General features: G+C 67.2%; 19 protein-coding genes. 15 read left to right on the forward strand and 4 right to left on the reverse strand.

Features of this window, described 5'->3' with window-relative positions:
• Positions 1-21: 21 nt before the first annotated feature.
• From fmt to pyk, 14 genes are read left to right on the forward strand one after another with little or no spacing between them, the layout of a single operon-like run.
• Positions 22-936 (forward strand): methionyl-tRNA formyltransferase, encoded by a 915-nt coding sequence (gene fmt, locus G328_RS0101180; RefSeq protein ID WP_019617512.1) that lies wholly within the window; start codon positions 22-24, stop codon positions 934-936.
• Complete coding sequence (locus tag G328_RS13655; RefSeq protein ID WP_019617513.1) at positions 933-2,402, forward strand: RsmB/NOP family class I SAM-dependent RNA methyltransferase; 1,470 nt, start codon at positions 933-935, stop codon at positions 2,400-2,402. Before fmt ends, G328_RS13655 begins: the two co-directional genes overlap by 4 nt.
• Before the next feature lie 8 nt (positions 2,403-2,410).
• Positions 2,411-3,094 (forward strand): ribulose-phosphate 3-epimerase, encoded by a 684-nt coding sequence (gene rpe / locus G328_RS0101190; protein ID WP_019617514.1) that lies wholly within the window; start codon positions 2,411-2,413, stop codon positions 3,092-3,094.
• Between the two features lie 9 nt (positions 3,095-3,103).
• Complete coding sequence (locus tag G328_RS0101195; RefSeq protein ID WP_019617515.1) at positions 3,104-3,367, forward strand: phosphoribosyl-ATP diphosphatase; 264 nt, start codon at positions 3,104-3,106, stop codon at positions 3,365-3,367.
• Between the two features lie 14 nt (positions 3,368-3,381).
• Positions 3,382-4,221 carry an ATP phosphoribosyltransferase gene (hisG, locus tag G328_RS0101200; RefSeq protein ID WP_019617516.1) on the forward strand — a complete coding sequence of 280 codons (840 nt, stop codon included), beginning with the start codon at positions 3,382-3,384 and terminating at the stop codon, positions 4,219-4,221.
• Between the two features lie 3 nt (positions 4,222-4,224).
• Complete coding sequence (hisF, locus tag G328_RS0101205; RefSeq protein WP_019617517.1) at positions 4,225-5,007, forward strand: imidazole glycerol phosphate synthase subunit HisF; 783 nt, start codon at positions 4,225-4,227, stop codon at positions 5,005-5,007.
• A 1-nt stretch (position 5,008) separates the two neighbouring features.
• Positions 5,009-5,371, forward strand: coding sequence for a phosphoribosyl-AMP cyclohydrolase (gene hisI / locus G328_RS0101210; RefSeq protein WP_110463751.1), 363 nt, complete (start codon positions 5,009-5,011; stop codon positions 5,369-5,371).
• Positions 5,368-5,997 carry a Trp biosynthesis-associated membrane protein gene (locus G328_RS0101215; protein WP_019617519.1) on the forward strand — a complete coding sequence of 210 codons (630 nt, stop codon included), beginning with the start codon at positions 5,368-5,370 and terminating at the stop codon, positions 5,995-5,997. Before hisI ends, G328_RS0101215 begins: the two co-directional genes overlap by 4 nt.
• 34 nt (positions 5,998-6,031) lie before the next feature.
• On the forward strand, positions 6,032-6,262 hold the full coding sequence (locus tag G328_RS13660) for an HGxxPAAW family protein (RefSeq protein WP_019617520.1): 231 nt from the start codon (positions 6,032-6,034) through the stop codon (positions 6,260-6,262).
• Between the two features lie 6 nt (positions 6,263-6,268).
• Positions 6,269-7,042 carry an indole-3-glycerol phosphate synthase TrpC gene (trpC, locus tag G328_RS0101225; RefSeq protein WP_026339559.1) on the forward strand — a complete coding sequence of 258 codons (774 nt, stop codon included), beginning with the start codon at positions 6,269-6,271 and terminating at the stop codon, positions 7,040-7,042.
• Positions 7,002-8,267, forward strand: coding sequence for a tryptophan synthase subunit beta (gene trpB / locus G328_RS0101230; protein WP_083919498.1), 1,266 nt, complete (start codon positions 7,002-7,004; stop codon positions 8,265-8,267). The genes trpC and trpB overlap by 41 nt, the downstream gene beginning before the upstream one ends.
• Positions 8,264-9,055 (forward strand): tryptophan synthase subunit alpha, encoded by a 792-nt coding sequence (trpA, locus tag G328_RS0101235; protein WP_019617523.1) that lies wholly within the window; start codon positions 8,264-8,266, stop codon positions 9,053-9,055. Before trpB ends, trpA begins: the two co-directional genes overlap by 4 nt.
• Positions 9,052-10,029 (forward strand): prolipoprotein diacylglyceryl transferase, encoded by a 978-nt coding sequence (gene lgt / locus G328_RS0101240; protein ID WP_019617524.1) that lies wholly within the window; start codon positions 9,052-9,054, stop codon positions 10,027-10,029. The genes trpA and lgt overlap by 4 nt, the downstream gene beginning before the upstream one ends.
• A gap of 34 nt (positions 10,030-10,063) precedes the next feature.
• Entirely contained in the window at positions 10,064-11,530 is a 1,467-nt protein-coding gene (gene pyk / locus G328_RS0101245) for a pyruvate kinase (RefSeq protein WP_019617525.1), read from the forward strand.
• Positions 11,531-11,608: 78 nt separating this feature from the next.
• On the opposite strand, the gene G328_RS0101250 is transcribed toward pyk, so the two are convergent.
• The 3 genes from G328_RS0101250 to G328_RS0101260 all read right to left on the reverse strand — a co-directional run bounded on the left by G328_RS0101250 (position 11,609) and on the right by G328_RS0101260 (position 14,733).
• Positions 11,609-12,652: an iron chelate uptake ABC transporter family permease subunit gene (locus tag G328_RS0101250; protein ID WP_019617526.1), complete on the reverse strand. Its 1,044-nt coding sequence runs from the start codon at positions 12,650-12,652 to the stop codon at positions 11,609-11,611.
• Positions 12,645-13,643 (reverse strand): ABC transporter permease, encoded by a 999-nt coding sequence (locus tag G328_RS0101255; protein WP_026339560.1) that lies wholly within the window; start codon positions 13,641-13,643, stop codon positions 12,645-12,647. Before G328_RS0101255 ends, G328_RS0101250 begins: the two co-directional genes overlap by 8 nt.
• Positions 13,644-13,731: 88 nt before the next feature.
• Positions 13,732-14,733: a siderophore ABC transporter substrate-binding protein gene (locus G328_RS0101260; RefSeq protein ID WP_019617528.1), complete on the reverse strand. Its 1,002-nt coding sequence runs from the start codon at positions 14,731-14,733 to the stop codon at positions 13,732-13,734.
• Between the two features lie 170 nt (positions 14,734-14,903).
• Here G328_RS0101260 and G328_RS0101265 point away from each other — a divergent pair, with 170 nt between their 5' ends.
• A complete protein-coding gene (locus G328_RS0101265; RefSeq protein ID WP_019617529.1) occupies positions 14,904-15,677 on the forward strand; it encodes an iron ABC transporter ATP-binding protein in 774 nt (257 codons plus the stop codon).
• Between the two features lie 8 nt (positions 15,678-15,685).
• Here G328_RS0101265 and G328_RS0101270 read toward each other — a convergent pair whose 3' ends face one another.
• Positions 15,686-16,240 (reverse strand): SRPBCC domain-containing protein, encoded by a 555-nt coding sequence (locus G328_RS0101270; RefSeq protein ID WP_019617530.1) that lies wholly within the window; start codon positions 16,238-16,240, stop codon positions 15,686-15,688.
• Between the last annotated feature and the right edge of the window lie 89 nt (positions 16,241-16,329).

A 16,329-nucleotide genomic window follows, 5' to 3' on the forward strand; every position in this document is an offset into this window, starting at 1 on the left:
AGCATCGACGCAGGAGGACAGATGCGGATCGTTTTTGCCGGAACCCCCGAGGTCGCCGTGCCCACGCTCGAGGCGCTCGTCTCGGCGGGGCACGAAATTGCGGCGGTGCTGACCCGCGAGGATGCGCCGGTCGGCCGCCGCCGGGTGCTCACCCCCTCGCCCGTTGCGCAGCGGGCCGAGGAGCTTGGGCTCACCGTGGTGCGAGCCAACCGCATCACCGACGAGATCGCACACCAACTGCTCGCGACCGAATTCGAGCTGGGTGTGGTCGTTGCGTATGGCGGGCTCATCCGGACACCCCTGCTCGATACGCCGAAGTACGGCTGGATCAACCTCCACTTCTCACAGCTGCCGCGGTGGCGCGGGGCGGCGCCCGTGCAGCGGGCGGTCATGGCCGGCGACGCCACCTCAGGTGTCGCCGTTTTCCAGCTCGAGGCGGGGCTCGATACCGGGCCGACCTACGTGAACCGTGCCGTGGAGATCGGCGCCCACGAGACGGCGGGCGACCTGCTTAATCGGCTCGCGCAGCTTGGCGCGCCCGAGGTGACCGCGACGGTCGCGTCGATCGCCGACGGCTCGGCACGGGCGGAGCCGCAGTCAGGCGAGGCGACGACCGCGCCCAAGCTCACGAACGCCGACGGCCGCGTTGATTGGACGGAAACCTCCGAGACAATCGACGCCCGAGTGCGCGGAGTCACCCCCGAACCGGGAGCGGCGACCGAGCTCGCGGGGCAGCGCGTGAAGCTGTTGCGGGGGCGGGCGAGCGAGGCATATGCAAGCGGCGAACCGGGCACGGTCACCGCGGTCGACGGACTCGTGCTCGTGGCGACCGGTGCTGGCGCGTATCAGCTGCTCGAAGTGCAGCCAGCAGGCAAACGCCCGATGGCCGCGGCCGACTGGTTCCGCGGGCAGCACGGCGAGGTGCGGTTCGCGTGAGCCGCGGTAAGTCTCCGCGCGAGGTCGCGCTCGACGTGCTTATTGCCGTTGCCGAGGACGACGCCTACGCCAACCTGCTCCTGCCGAAACGGCTCGATGCGGCGGGGCTGAGCGGCGCCGATGCCGGATTCGCCACACAGCTCACGCACGGCACGCTGCGCGGCCTCGGGTTCTATGACTGGATCATCGGCACGGTGTCGGGGCGGCGCCTCACGAAGATCGATGCGCCGGTGCTTGCCGCACTGCGGCTCGGCGCCCATCAGCTGATCGACACGCGCGTTAAGCCGCACGCAGCCGTCAACGAGACCGTGTCGCTTCTGCGACGTCGCGGAGGTCGCGGGGCCGCGGGCTTCGTCAACGCGAACCTCCGCGGCATTGCGCGCCACACTCGCGAGGAGTGGCTCGCCCGTGTTGCCGACGAGGTTCCGGATGCGCGTGATCGGCTCGCGATTACGGCTTCGCACCCGCGATGGATCGTCGACGCACTCGCCGACGCGCTTGCGCGCGAGCACCGCGCCGACGAACTCGAAGAACTGCTTGCGGCCGACAACGTTGCCCCGCACGTGCAGCTTGCCGCGCTGCCGGGGCGGTGCGGCCGCGACGAACTGGCGGCTGCGGATACCCGGCTCCGGCCGTTGCCGTCGGCGCCGACGGCGCTCGAACTCGCAGAAGGTGACCCTGGCGGCCTCGGGGCGGTCACCCGCGGCGAGGCCCGCGTGCAGGACTCGGGTTCGCAGCTCGTAGCGCTCGCCCTAACGAGGTCGTCTCCCGCGCATCCAGCCCTCGGGAATCGGGGCGGCGAGGCCGAATTACTGCTTGATCTCTGTGCCGGGCCCGGTGGAAAGTCGGCGCTCCTCGCGGCCGAGGCGCTTGTCGCGGGCGCGAGCTTCACCGCGAACGAGGTGACGCCCGCGCGCGCCGGGCTTGTGCGCCGCGCGCTCGAGCCGCTTGGCGAATTCGAGGTGACGGAACTCGACGGGCGTGACTTCGCGCGGCGGCCTGGCGAATTCACCCGCACGCTCGTCGACGCGCCCTGTTCCGGCCTCGGCGCGTTGCGTCGGCGCCCCGAGGCTCGCTGGCGAAAGACCGCGGCCGATGTGGCCGAGCTTGCTGAGCTGCAGCGCGAGCTGCTGCGCGCCGCGATCGCGACGACCCGCGCCGGCGGACTCGTCGCCTACGTCACGTGCTCACCGCACCCGGCCGAGACGACCGACGTCGTCGCCGATGTGGCCGCGGATGCTGATGTCAGCGTGCTCGACACTCGCGCCGTGTGCCGCACGCTCGCACCGGAGCTCGACCTCGCGGAGCTCCCGCTCGCGGGCGGCACGGCGGTTCAGCTGTGGCCGCACCGACACGGCAGCGACGCGATGTTCCTTGCCCTCCTGCGGGTTGCGTCGCCGAGACACGTCGCTGACGCCACCGACGACCCTGACACCACAGAACAACCTGACGCCACCGAAGAATAGGACCGCCCATGTCTGCGCCCCGCATTAATCCGTCGATTCTCGCGGCGGACTTCGCGAACTTCGAGCGTGAGCTCGGACGCATCGCGACCGCTGACGCCGCTCACGTCGACATCATGGACAACCACTTCGTGCCGAACCTTACGTTCGGGCAGCCCATGGTCGAGCGGCTGCAGGAGATCTCGCCGATTCCGCTCGACCTTCACCTCATGATCGATGATCCCGATCGGTGGGCACCGCAGTTTGCGGAGCTCGGAGTGTTCTCGGTGACCTTCCATCTCGAGGCCGCGACGGCCCCCGCGACGCTCGCTCGGCGCATCCGCGACATCGGCGCGCGCGCGGGGATCGCCCTTCGGCCGGGTACGCCGTTTGCAATGGTCGAGGAGGTGCTCGAGCACGTCGACCAGCTCCTGATCATGACGGTCGAGCCGGGGTTCGGCGGGCAAAAGTTCATGCCCTCGACGATGCCGAAGCTTCGACAGGCTCGCGACTGGGCCCGAAAGACGGGCGCCGAGCTGTGGCTGCAGGTCGATGGCGGTGTCTCGGCCGACACGATCGAGATCGCGGCGGCTGCCGGGGCCGACACGTTCGTGGCCGGATCCGCCGTTTTCCGTGGCGAACCTGCCGACGAGATCGCCCGATTGCGGGAGCTCGCGGCCGCGCACGAGCATTCGGCCGACACCGCGACGCACTAGGCTGAACGCGTGAAGACCTTTGAAGACCTGTTTGCCGAGTTGAGTGAGAAGGCGGAGCGTCGACCCGAGGGGTCGGGTACCGTCGCAGAACTCGACCGTGGGGTGCATTTCATCGGGAAGAAGCTCGTCGAAGAGGCCGCCGAGACGTGGATGGCCGCCGAGTACGAATCCGATGACGAGTGCCAGGCCGAAATGTCGCAGCTCATCTACCACCTGCAGGTGATGATGCTCGCGAAGGGCTACTCACTCGAAGACGTTTACCGCCACCTCTAGGAGATTCCAGACCAATGCTTCGCATCGCCGTGCCCAATAAGGGCATGCTTTCGCAGACCGCCAACGAGATGCTCCTCGAGGCCGGCTACCGTGGCCGCCGCAACGATCGAGAGCTCGTCGGCTTCGACCCCGAGAACGAGGTCGAGTTCTTCTACATCCGCCCGCGCGACATCGCGACCTACGTGGGTGAGGGCGTGCTCGACGCCGGCATTACCGGCCGAGACATGCTCCTCGACTCGGCGTCGAAGGCGCAGGAGATTCGCGCCCTCGACTTCGGCGAGTCGACCTTCCGGTTTGCCGCCCGCCCCGGCGTGTTCGAGCGCGTCGAGGACCTCGCCGGCAAGCGCATCGCCACGAGTTACACGGGGCTGCTTGACACCTACTTCGCCGAGAAGGGTATCGAGGCCGAGCTCGTGAAGCTCGACGGTGCCGTCGAGTCGTCGATTCAGCTCGGGGTCGCCGACGCGATCGCCGACGTTGTGTCGACCGGCACGACGCTTCGCCAGGCGGGCCTCGAAATCTTCGGGCCCGTGATTCTCGAGTCGACCGCCGTGCTCATCTCGACCCCCGAGAAGGTCGAGCACGCGCAGACGCTCATCAAGCGTCTCGAGGGCGTGCTCGTCGCTCGCCGCTACTCGGTTATGGACTACGACATCCCCGCCGATCGGCTGCAGGAGGCGATGGCGTTCACGCCGGGATTCCAGTCGCCGACCGTGTCGCAGCTGCACGACGAGAACTGGTACGCCGTGCGGTCGCTCGTTCCGAACAGCGACCTGAACCAGGTGATGGACCAGCTCTCGAGCGTGGGCGCCCGCGCGATCCTCGTGACCGCGCTGCAGGCCGCCCGGATGTAGCCGATGGCAACCGAAACGAACTCGCTCGCCGTGCGGGTGATTCCCTGTCTCGATGTCGCCGATGGCCGAGTCGTCAAGGGCGTGAACTTCCGCGGTCTTCGCGACGCCGGCGACCCCGTCGAGCTCGCGGTGAAGTATGCCGAGCAGGGGGCCGATGAGATCACGTTTCTCGACGTCACCGCGACGAGCGACAACCGGGCAACGACGTACGACCTCGTCACCCGCACTGCCGAGCACATCTTCATTCCGCTCACGGTCGGCGGCGGCGTCCGCAGTGTCGAGAACGTCACGCGGCTGCTCGCCTCGGGCGCGGATAAGGTCGGCGTCAACTCGGCCGCGATCGCGCGGCCCGAGCTCATCGACGAGATCGCCGCCCGGTTTGGCGCGCAGGTGCTCGTGCTGTCGCTCGACATTCGACGCAGCGAGACGACGCCCTCGGGGTTCGTCGTGACGACGCACGGCGGCCGAACCGATTCCGGCATCGACGCACTCGCGTGGGCGCGCGAAGCGTGCGACCGAGGTGCGGGGGAGTTGCTCGTCAACTCGATGGACGCAGACGGCACGAAGGCCGGCTTCGACCTCGAACTCATCGAGCACATCCGCGAGCTCGCGACCGTGCCGGTCATCGCATCCGGCGGAGCCGGGCACGTCGATGACTTTGCACCGGCGGTGGCCGCCGGCGCTGACGCGGTGCTCGCGGCGAGTGTTTTCCACTACGGCGAGATCACGATCCCCGAGGTGAAGCAGGCACTCGCCGAGGCGGGAGCGGTGGTGCGCGGTGCGTGAGGTGACCGAACTCAGCGAGGCACAGATCGACGAGATCATTGCCGCAGTGACCTTCGACTCGGCGGGGCTCGTGCCCGCGATCGCGCAGCAGTGGGACACCGGCGAGGTGCTCATGCTTGCCTGGATGAACGAGGAATCGATTCGCCGGACGCTCACCGAGCGGCGCGCCGTCTACTGGTCGCGCTCGCGCGAAGAGCTCTGGCGAAAGGGCGACACGTCGGGGCACACGCAACGCGTCCACTCATTCGCGGTCGACTGCGATGCCGACACTGTGCTCGTTCGCGTCGATCAGGAGGGTGCGGCCTGCCACCTCAACACGCGCACCTGCTGGGATTCCGACCCGAACTCGGTGGCGTTCGTATGACGCCGGCCCGTGCGAAGCGAGTGAGCCTGCTCGCCGCGGTGCTCTTCGCGGGGCTCTCGATGCTCGCGTGGGCGCAGCCGTGGTCGCATCTGCGGCTCGACGTCGCGGGCACCGCGTCGGACATCGTCGCGAACGGCGCGGATGCGTCACTCCCGGTGATGGCGCTCGCGCTCGCCGCGCTCGCCTGCACGGCGGCACTCGCGATGGCGGGGAAAGCGTGGCGGATCATCCTTGCGGTGCTCCTCGTGCTGCTGGGCGCCGGGGTTGCGGTTGCGGCCGCACTCGCCGCGTCCGACCCGGCCGCCGGGATGCTCGCGCCTGTCGGTGAAGCGACGGCGATCGGGGGCGAAAACGCGATTCGCCAGGTGATCGTGACCGGCGAGATCACCGTGACCGCGTGGCCGATTGTCGCGATGGTCGGTGGCGTCGGTATCGCGCTGAGCGGTGCGGTGGCGATGTTCACCGCGCACCGCTGGGCCGGTGGCGGACGTCGCTACGACCGTGACGCGAGCGGCGAACACACGGCCGAAGAAGCGGCCGGTGACACGCGCGTCAGCCAGTGGGACGCGCTCTCTGCGGGCGACGACCCAACCGACGAGCAAACCACGAGCGGCCGGGTAGACTGAAGCGGTAACTGCCAGCGACACAAGGAGTCATGGGATGTCGAACGAGGACGTCGTTTTCTCGAAGTACCACGTCGAAGACGAAGGTAACTCGGTTGCCGGTTGGACCGGCTTTGTCCTCATCGTGCTTGGGTTCGCCGTGGGCACCGTCGGACTGTTCCTCCAGCTCGACCTTGTGCTCTGGATCGGCGTTGGCCTGATCCCGCTCGGCGCAATCGTCTGGGTGATCATGCAGGCCGCGGGTCTCGGTCCGAAAGCACACCACTAAAACATGATGCTCGACGACCTCCTGGCAGGGTCGCTCGAGGACGCCGCGCGCCGCCGCGAACTGGTGCCGGTCGCCGAAGTCGAGCGCCTCGCGCTCGAGCAGGCGCCCGCGCTCGACGCCGTCGCCGCGCTGTCCCCTCGCGACACCGTGAATATCATCGCTGAGGTGAAGCGCGCGAGCCCCTCGCGCGGACGCCTCGCGGGCATCCCCGACCCCGCAGAACTCGCCGCGAAGTACGCTCGTGGGGGAGCTGCGGCGATCAGCGTGCTCACTGAAGAACGAAAGTTCCTCGGTTCCCTCGACGACCTGCGCGCCGTGCGCGCGGCAGTCGATGTGCCCGTGCTCCGGAAGGAGTTCATCGGCGAGGAGTACCAGCTACTCGAGGCCCGCGCCGCGGGTGCCGACCTCGTGCTGCTTATCGTCGCGAGCCTCGACCAGCCCCTGCTCGTGCGGCTCAAGGCGTTTGCCGAGCAACTCGGTATGACGGTGCTCGTTGAGGCGCACACGGTCGAGGAGTTCGACCGCGCCCTCGAAGCCGATGCCCGCGTGCTTGGCGTGAACGCTCGCGACCTTACGACGTTCGAGATGCACCCCGAACTCTTCGGCGAACTCGCACCGCGGTATCCCGCGGGAGTGATCAAGGTTGCCGAATCGGCGGTGCTCCGACCCGAACACGTGCGGGCGTACCGCGACGCCGGTGCCGACGCCGTGCTCATCGGCGAAGCGCTCGTGACCGGCAATGATCCCGAATCCACTCTCAAGGAATTCTTACAGGCATAACGTGACCCAGTATCGGAACGCTCAGGGACCCTACTTCGGTGATTTCGGCGGACGCTTCGTTCCCGAAAGCCTTATCGCGGCGCTCGACGAGCTCGACCGCGAATGGCAGGCGGGCAAGGAAGACCCGGAGTTCTGGGGTGAGTTCCAGCGCCTGCTTCGCGACTACGCGGGTCGCCCATCCCTCCTCACCGAGGTGCCGGCCTTTGCCGAGCACGCGGGCGGCGCGCGAGTGCTGCTCAAGCGCGAAGACCTCAACCACACGGGGTCGCACAAGATCAATAACGTGCTTGGCCAGGCGCTGCTCACGAAGCGGCTCGGCAAGTCGCGCATCATCGCCGAAACGGGCGCCGGCCAGCACGGGGTCGCGACGGCGACGGCGGCGGCGCTGTTCGGGCTCGAGTGCACCATCTACATGGGCAAGGTCGACACCGAGCGGCAGGCGCTCAACGTCGCGCGGATGCGCCTGCTCGGCGCCGAGGTGATCGCGGTTGCTTCGGGCTCGCAAACGCTCAAGGACGCGATCAACGAGGCGTTCCGTGACTGGGTCGCGAACGTCAACACGACGAACTACATCTTCGGCACCGCGGCTGGCCCGCATCCGTTCCCCGCGCTCGTGCGCGACACGCAGCAGGTCATCAGCGTCGAGGCGCGCGAGCAGTGCCTCGAGCTGACGGGCAAGCTGCCGGATGCGGTTGTCGCCTGCGTCGGCGGCGGCTCGAACGCGATCGGTATGTTTGAGGCGTTCCTCGACGACGAGTCGGTGCGGCTGTACGGGATCGAGGCGGCCGGCGAGGGGGAGACCACCCCGCGCACCGCCGCGACGATCGGTACGGGCCGACCGGGCGTGCTGCACGGCGCTCGCACAATGCTCATGCAGGATGAGGACGGGCAGACGATCGAATCGCACTCGATCTCCGCCGGCCTCGACTATCCCGGCGTCGGCCCTGAACACTCGTGGCTCGCCGCCACCGGTCGCGTCACGTACACGGGTGCCACCGACGACGAGGCCATGGCCGCAATGCGGCTACTCTCGCGCGCCGAGGGGATCATTCCCGCAATCGAGTCGGCGCACGCACTCGCCGGCGCCCTGAAGCTCGGCCAGGAACTCGGCAGCGACGCGACCATTATCGTGTCGCTCTCGGGCCGTGGCGACAAAGATATGGAGACCGCGATGGAGTACTTCTCGCTCGGCGACGCGACGCGCGAGATCGGTGGGGACAAGTGAGCGGCTCGCAGGTCGAACGCGCAATCGACGCGGCCCGGGCAGACCGACGCGGCGCGCTCATTGGCTACCTTCCCGCGGGCTTCCCCGACGTTGACCGCTCGGTAGAGGCGGTCCTTGCCCTCGCACGGGAGGGCGTCGACGTGATTGAACTCGGCGTACCGTATTCCGACCCCGTCATGGATGGCCCCGTCATTCAGGCGGCCTGTCAGCGGGCCCTCGCGTCGGGCTTCAGGGTGGCCGATCTGTTCCGCGTCATCGAGCGGGTGCGGGCGCAGGTCGACACGCCGGTGCTCGTCATGAGCTATTTCAACCTCATGCTCCAGCACGGGGTCGACCAGTTTGCGGCCGACCTCGCTTCGGCGGGCGGCGCGGGCGCGATTACGCCCGACCTCATTCCCGATGAGGCAGGGGAGTGGCTCGCCGCGTCGGAGCGCCACGATCTCGATCGCGTGTTCCTCGCGGCGCCAACGTCGAGCGATGAGCGGCTCGCGAAGATCGTCGAGCTCTCTCGTGGCTTCGTCTACACCGTTTCGACGATGGGCATCACGGGCGCGCGCAAGGACGTCGACGCCGCCGCGAAGGTTCTCACCCAGCGCCTGCACGATGCGGGCTGCGAGCGGGCGTGCGTCGGCATCGGCATCTCGACCGGCAAGCAGGTCAGGGACGTGCTCGGGTACGCCGAGGGTGCGATCGTCGGCTCGGCACTCGTGCGCTCACTCTCCGAGGGCGGCGTCGAGGCGGTTGCCGATACGGCCCGCGGCCTCGCCGCAGGAGCGGGGCGCTCGTGATCGCACCCGCCTCGATTCCGTCGCCGCCCGCGGAGTGGGCGAGCTTTTCGATTGGACCCCTCACCTTCCACGTCTACGCACTCGTCATCGTGCTCGGGATCGTGCTCGCCGTCTGGTGGACGAACAAGCGACTCACGGCGCGCGGCGGCGAGCCGTGGATCATCATCGACATCGCGGTGCCCGCCGTTATCTTCGGGCTGCTCGGCGCCCGGCTCTACCACGTGTTCACCCACCCCGCCGACTACTTCGGGGCGGGCCACGAGTGGTGGGAGGTCTTCGCGATCTGGCAGGGCGGGAACGCGATTATTGGCGGGCTCATCGGCGGCGCCGCCGCCGCGTGGGTCGTCTGCCGGCTCCGCGGCATCCGCTTCCTGAGCTTCGCCGATGCCGTCGCGCCGCCGCTGCTCGCGGCGCAGGCGATCGGCCGCATCGGCAACTGGTTCAATCACGAACTCTTCGGTTGGCCGACCGACCTTCCCTGGGGGCTCGAGATTCCGGCACCGAACGCGGCCATCCCGGTCGGTCTGCCCGCCGACACGCTGTTCCACCCGACGTTCCTCTACGAGATGCTTTGGAACCTCGTCGGCGTCGGCCTCATAGTGCTGCTCGAACGCGTCTTCCGGATGCGCTGGGGCAAGACCGTGGCGCTCTACTTCATTTGGTACGGCATCGGACGCATGATGATCGAGTCGATTCGCGTCGACTACTCCGAGATTATTTTCGGCCTTCGTTCGAACGTGTTTGGCGCGCTCGTCCTCGTGCTCATCGGCCTCGTCCTGTTCATCGTGCAGCTGCGCCGACACCGGCGCGACGAGGTGTCGATCTACGCCGACGGCCACGTCTGGTCGGAAGACCTCGACGCGACATCGTCGGCGAACGAGACGGCGGCAACCGACTCCGCAAGGCCCGACGCGGATGCGGAAGAAGAATCCACCACCACCGACGACCAGAATGAGAAGGCCGAGTCGAACTAGACGACTCGGCATCGCGAACTACGAAAAGGCGAACATGACCCGACGTGCAAAAATCGTCGCGACGCTCGGCCCGGCGGTCTCCTCCCTCGAGGGGATCCGCGGACTGCTCAACGCGGGCGTCAACGTGACGCGCTTCAACCTCAGCCACGGCGACCACGGTGTTCACACCACCAACTATGAGTACGTCCGGCAGGCATCCGAGGAACTCGGACACCCGGCCGCGGTGCTCGTCGACCTGCAGGGCCCAAAGATCCGTCTCGGCAAATTCGAGGCCGGGCCCTACCAGCTCGCGAAGGGCGACACCTTCAAGATCACGACCGACGACATCGTCGGCAACCAGGAGATCGTTAGCACGACCTTCAAGGGCCTGCCCGGCGACGTGCGCCCCGGCGACCCGATCCTCATCGATGACGGCCGAGTTGCGCTGCGCGCGACGGCCGTCTCCGACACGACCGTCACCGCGGTCGTCGAGGTGGCTGGCCCCGTCTCGAACAACAAGGGCATCAATCTCCCCGGCGTGGCAGTAAACGTGCCGGCGCTGAGCGAGAAGGACGAGGATGACCTGCGCTGGGCGCTGCGAACCGGGGCCGACATCATCGCGCTCTCGTTCGTGCGGGGCCCCGAAGACATCACCCGAGTGCACGACATTATGGACGAGGAGGGCGTTCGCCTCCCCGTCATCGCGAAGATCGAGAAGCCGCAGGCGGTGAACCGCCTCGCCGACATCGTGGATGCGTTCGACGGCATCATGGTCGCGCGCGGTGACCTCGGCGTTGAACTGCCGCTCGAGCAGGTGCCGATCGTGCAGAAGCGTGCCATCGAGCTCGCGCGGCGCCGAGCCAAGCCGGTCATCGTCGCGACGCAGATGCTCGAATCGATGATCTCGAGCCCGCGCCCGACCCGCGCGGAGGCCTCCGACTGCGCGAACGCGGTGCTCGACGGTGCCGACGCGCTCATGCTTTCGGGCGAGACGAGCGTCGGTGAGTATCCGATCATCACGGTCGAGACCATGGCGCGCATCATCGAGTCCACCGAGGAGGAGGGACTCGCGATGATCCCGCCGCTCGGTACGCAGCCCTTCACCCAGGGAGGCGTCATCACGCTCGTCGCGACCGAGGTCGGTGAGTTCCTCGGCGCGAAGTACTACTGCGTGTTCACCGAGTCGGGCGACTCGGTCCGCCGGCTCTCGCGTCTTCGTCCTCCGATTCCCATGCTCGGGTTCACCCCGAGCGAGGCGATTCGCCGCCGCATGAACCTCTACTGGGGCGTCGACGGCATCATCGTCGACCGCAAGCGCCACACCGACGAGCTGTTCCTGCAGGTCGACGAGTATCTGCTCTCGACGAACAAGGCGCAGCGCGGCGACAAGGTCGTCATCGTCGCCGGGAGCCCTCCCGGAGTCCCGGGCTCGACGAACGACCTGCGCGTGCACCGCGTGGGTGACGCCGTTGACGCAATGGCGCCGGCCTACGAGGGGCGGCAAACCCGCGAGGAGGCATAGCGTCTCGCGGGATCGCAGAAGCGAGGGGCCCGTCACGACCACTGGTCGTGACGGGCCCCTCGCTTCTGCCGCCGCGAGCTAGAGCATCCGTCGCCGCAGGATCGTCCAGAGGAATACGGTGCCACCGACGAACTCGATGATGATCGACACGACGCCCTGCGCACGGAACAGGTGGTTCATCACGAAGTAGGCGGCGGTCATGACGAGGAACCCGAAGACGACCGACAGCGGCAACACATAGCGGTGGTCGGACGTCCCGGCGAACTGATACGCGAGCGCGGCCACGAGGAACCCGAAGAACGTCATCGGGCCGACGAGTGCGGTCGACACCGCCATGAGGAGCGTCACGAGCGTAAGTGTGATCATGAGCTCCCGCTGGTGGTTGACGCCGAGGCCCGTCGCCATGTCCTTCCCGAGCGCCATGACGTTAAGGCGACGTGAGCGCGCATAGAGCAGCGTCGCCGCGACGATCACGATGGGGATTGCGAGCGGCAGATACTCCTCGCGCGCGTTGTTCACCGAGCCGAACAGGCGGGCCGTGAGCAGGTCGAACTCGCTTGGACTGAGCATCCGCTGCATGAAGGTCGAGACACTACCGAGCCCGCCACCGATGACGATGCCGATGAGCAGCATGATCTGGAGGTTCGCGAAGCGGCCCGACAGCAGCCAGCCGAACAGCGCGACGGCGAGCCCGACCATGAGCACGACCTGCACGGCGAACTGGCCGGTGCCAGCGAAGGCGGTGAGCCCGGTGGCGCCGACAAAGTAGACGACGGCGGTCTGGATCGCGATATAGAGGGATTCGAACCCCATGATGCCCGGGGTGATGATGCGGTTCGTCGTCACGGTCTGGAACGCGACGGTCGCGAGCGCGTGGCAGAGGGCGATGATGAGCATGACGAGCACGCTGCTCAGGCGTCGGCGCGCAACAGTCCAGAACGCACTGTTCCCGAATGGCACGGGGTTGTCATAGACGACAAGCCCGGTCGCGAACAGCAGCGCGAGCACGAGGCTCACCGACAGGACGAGCCAGAAGCGACGTCGAGCGGCCGGAGTCGCGAACGCGACGCTGCCGGTTCGCTGCGGCGGGGTGGATGCGCGGGTGCGGGTGGCGTCAACCATAGCGACGCTTTCGCAGCAGCAGCGCGACGAAGACGATCGCGCCGAGGATTCCGAGCACGAGCGAGACCGGCACCTCGAACGGCATGATGATCGTGCGGCCGATGAGGTCGCAGAGCGTCACGGTGGCGACGCCGAGCAGCGCGACCCAGGGCAGGTTGCCGCGCAGGTTATCGCCGCGGAACAGCGAGACGATGTTCGGCACGATGAGGCCGAGGAACGGCAGGTTGCCGATCACGACGGTCACGACGCCGGTCGCGATGGCGACGAGGCCCGTGCCGATGAGCATGAGCCGGTTGTAGTTGAGCCCGACGTTCGTCGCGATGTCCTCGCCGAGCCCCGCGACGGTGAGCCGGTCGGCGAGTACGAACACCGCAACGAGCACGAGCGCGACGATCCAGATCACCTCGTACTGGCCTCGGGCGACCGGCGCGAAGCTCCCGGCGAACCAGACGCCGAGCTGCTGGAGCATGTCGGTCTGCAGCGCAAAGAACGTTGAAACGGCGCTCACGACTGAGCCGAGCATGATGCCGACGATCGGCACGATGAGCGAGGAGCGCATCGAGACGCGGCGCAGAAACGCGAAGAAGACGGAGGTGCCGATGAAGGCGAAGACGATCGCCCCGGCCATCTTGCCGAGCAGCGTCGCGGTGGGAAACATCACCATGACGAAGAGCAGGCCGAGCCCGGCCCACTCGGTGGTGCCGGTCGTGGTCGGTTCGACGAATCGGTTTTGCGTCAGCAGCTGCATCACGAGGCCGCAGATGGCCATCGCTGCTCCGGCAAGGATCAGCGCGAGCGTGCGTGGCACACGAGTGATCCAGAACATGTCGACGGTTTCCTCGCCGTGGCCTCCGAGGGTGTAGACGCCGGTGAAGAGCGAGACGACGAGCAGCGCGAACACGAGCACGGTCGCGACGAGGAACTGCCAGCCGTAATGGATGCGCCGGGGTGGGGCGGGTGCCGGGTCTGCCCGGGCGGAAGTGTGAGTCATGGGTGAGGCTGTCGGGAAATCAGGGAAGGTGGGGCGGCCGCGAAGGTCGTGGCCACCCCACCTGCCAGGTTGGGAACGGAAGGCGTGACTACGCCGCGTTCTCGAACGCGTCGGCGAGCGAGTTGAGGTACTCGGTGTACGTCTGCACGCCCTCGTTCGTGTAGGTGTCGGCGGGCATGACGACGATGTGGTCTTCCTGCACCGCGGTGACGTTCGCGAGCGCCTCGTGGTTCTTCACGAGCTCGGCGCCGGGCTGGTAGCCCTCTTCGTCGGAGCCGACCGCCGCGTCACGGTCCATGACGAGAATCCAGTCGGGGTTCGACTCGGCGATTGCCTCGACCGAGACCTCGTCACCCTCGTGGTTGTCGCTCGCGCCCTCGACGACGAGCGCCGGTTCGAATTCGAACCAGTCGAACAGCGGGCCGAGCGTGCGGCCCACGGTCGGGGCAAGGTAGCCAATGCTGCCACCCGAAGTGTTCACGGCCATGACGGTGTCACCCTCGGGGTACGCGGCCGCAACGCGGTCGTACGCTTCGTCGAACGCGGAGTTGAGCTCCTCGGCTTCGGCCTGCTTGCCGAAGATCTCGCCGAGCACGGTCGTCTGGCGCTTGAGCTCCTCGGCGAACGACTCGCCATCGCGGGGCTCGAGGTTGATGATCGTGGCGTCGGGAACGAGCTCGGCGATGTCGGCCTCGTAGTCGCCGAAGCGCTGCCCCATGATCACGAGGTCGGGCTCGACCGCGGCGAGCGCCTCAAGGTCGGGCTCGCGGTGGTTGCCGATGTTCACGATCGAGTCGTCAGTCGTGTAGGGAATCGTGTCGGGCATGAGGTCAACCGGTGCCGCGGCGAGTTCGATACCCCACGACGAGAGCGTCTCGAACGTGCGGTTGTCGAGGGAGACGACGGTTTCGATCGGCGTCGAAATGGTCTGCGTGCCGTTGTTGTCTTCGACGGTTACGGTCGATGCGGCCGCGGCGTCGGTGGCATCCGTTGCGCCGGTCTCGGTCGCGTCGGTGCTGCAGGCGGCGAGGGTGAGCGATGCGGCGATTGCGCCGACGAGGCCGACATATCGAATTCGCTTCGAGGTCATTACGTCTTGAGTTCCTTTGCTTCAAATCCTTGGGTGAAAAGCTCACAAGGGGGACACATCCCGCGTTTAGGTTAACCTAAGCTACATATGTGCTCAACGTGTGACTTGCCCGTGAGTCCACTGTTCACTTTCACGCCCCACCCAGCGCAACGCCCGAGGAGGCCCTTCGCGTGATCACCCTGCAGTCCGTGGCAAAGCGATTCGGCGACACGGTCGTCATCGACGACGTGTCGCTGACCGTGCCGGTCGGCGGAATCACCTCGATCATCGGGCCGAACGGTGCGGGAAAGTCGACCCTGCTCGGGCTCATTAGTCGGCTTGAGCCGCTCGACAGCGGCATCATCACCGTTGATGGCATGGATGTCTCGGCGACGAAGTCACCCGTACTTGCGAAGCGACTCGCGATCCTGCGGCAGGAGAATCACCTCGTCGTGCGTCTCACGGTGCGCGAGCTCGTCGCGTTCGGCCGGTTCCCGCACACGCAGGGGCGACTTACGCCACACGACGAAGAGAAGGTGGATGCGGCGCTCGCGTTCCTCGGCCTCGAGGAGCTCCAGGGGCGGTTCATCGACGAACTGTCGGGCGGGCAACGGCAGCGCGCCTACGTCGCGATGGTGATCTGCCAGGACACCGACTACGTGCTGCTCGATGAGCCGCTCAACAACCTCGACATGCGCCACAGCGTGAACATGATGCAGCACCTCAAGCGCATCGCGACCGAGCTCGGCAAGACGATCGTCATCGTGATTCACGACATCAACTTCGCCTCGGTGTATTCCGACCACATCGTGGGCATGCGTGACGGCGACGTCGTCGCGCAGGGCGCCGCGCCGGACATCATGCAGACCGACGTGCTCAGCGAGATCTACGATCTCGAAATCCCGATCGAGCTGGTCGGTGACCGCCGCCTCGCGACCTACTACTGGGCGACCGCGACGAAGTAGCGAGGCAGTTACGACACGTCGTCGGCCTCAGCGATCGCGGCGAGCGCGGCTGTCACGGCGCCCCATCCCTCGGCGAAGCCGAGCTCCTCGTGGAGGTCACGCGCAGCCTCGTCACCATGGCGAACAAGCGCGCGATAGGCGGTGCCCTCGGGGTGATCGGCGAGCGTAATCTCGGCGGTCATCAAGACCGGTGCTGGCGCCGCAGGGTGCCAAAAACTGTCGATCGCATTCGTGAACACGAGCCGTTCTTGCGGCTCGACAACGAGGAAGATGCCGTCGGTGTGCGGGGTGAACGACGCACCGTCGTCGCTCATACTCGTGACGAATGCGCCGCCCGGGCGCACGTCAAAACGGTCGACGCGGGCCACAGCCGGTGCGGGTACCCACCACCGTGCGAGCAGGTCGGCGTCGGTCCAGGCGCGCCAGATGCGGTGGCGTGGCGCGTGGATCGTGCGCGTGAGAGTCAGGTCGAGGCGGGGATTGATCTCGGTCATGGGATGCTCCAGTTCGCGGTGCCCGGTGAACTCGAGGGAAACCACGTCGAGTCCGCCAAGGCGTGCCATGTCCGCTCAGCGTAGACCCGCAGCATCCACCGCGAACTGACGGCAATTTGCGGCATTTTCAGCGGAAAAGCTGCGAATTGCCGTCAGTT

Origin of the sequence: [Zimmermannella] faecalis ATCC 13722 (genome assembly GCF_000381765.1) — a bacterium.
In the GTDB taxonomy this organism is placed as follows: Bacteria; Actinomycetota; Actinomycetes; order Actinomycetales; family Microbacteriaceae; genus Gulosibacter; species Gulosibacter faecalis.

Excerpts from the sequence above, each read along its gene's own strand:
- hisF (WP_019617517.1), top strand. The coding sequence starts at position 4,225 with ATGGCAACCGAAACGAACTCGCTCGCCGTGCGGGTGATTCCCTGTCTC.
- trpB (WP_083919498.1), top strand. The coding sequence starts at position 7,002 with ATGATCCCGAATCCACTCTCAAGGAATTCTTACAGGCATAACGTGACC.
- fmt (WP_019617512.1), top strand. The coding sequence starts at position 22 with ATGCGGATCGTTTTTGCCGGAACCCCCGAGGTCGCCGTGCCCACGCTC.
- trpC (WP_026339559.1), top strand. The coding sequence starts at position 6,269 with ATGCTCGACGACCTCCTGGCAGGGTCGCTCGAGGACGCCGCGCGCCGC.
- rpe (WP_019617514.1), top strand. The coding sequence starts at position 2,411 with ATGTCTGCGCCCCGCATTAATCCGTCGATTCTCGCGGCGGACTTCGCG.
- G328_RS0101255 (WP_026339560.1), bottom strand. The coding sequence starts at position 13,643 with ATGACTCACACTTCCGCCCGGGCAGACCCGGCACCCGCCCCACCCCGG.
- hisG (WP_019617516.1), top strand. The coding sequence starts at position 3,382 with ATGCTTCGCATCGCCGTGCCCAATAAGGGCATGCTTTCGCAGACCGCC.
- G328_RS13660 (WP_019617520.1), top strand. The coding sequence starts at position 6,032 with ATGTCGAACGAGGACGTCGTTTTCTCGAAGTACCACGTCGAAGACGAA.
- G328_RS0101250 (WP_019617526.1), bottom strand. The coding sequence starts at position 12,652 with ATGGTTGACGCCACCCGCACCCGCGCATCCACCCCGCCGCAGCGAACC.
- G328_RS0101260 (WP_019617528.1), bottom strand. The coding sequence starts at position 14,733 with ATGACCTCGAAGCGAATTCGATATGTCGGCCTCGTCGGCGCAATCGCC.
- G328_RS0101270 (WP_019617530.1), bottom strand. The coding sequence starts at position 16,240 with ATGGCACGCCTTGGCGGACTCGACGTGGTTTCCCTCGAGTTCACCGGG.
- pyk (WP_019617525.1), top strand. The coding sequence starts at position 10,064 with ATGACCCGACGTGCAAAAATCGTCGCGACGCTCGGCCCGGCGGTCTCC.
- G328_RS0101215 (WP_019617519.1), top strand. The coding sequence starts at position 5,368 with ATGACGCCGGCCCGTGCGAAGCGAGTGAGCCTGCTCGCCGCGGTGCTC.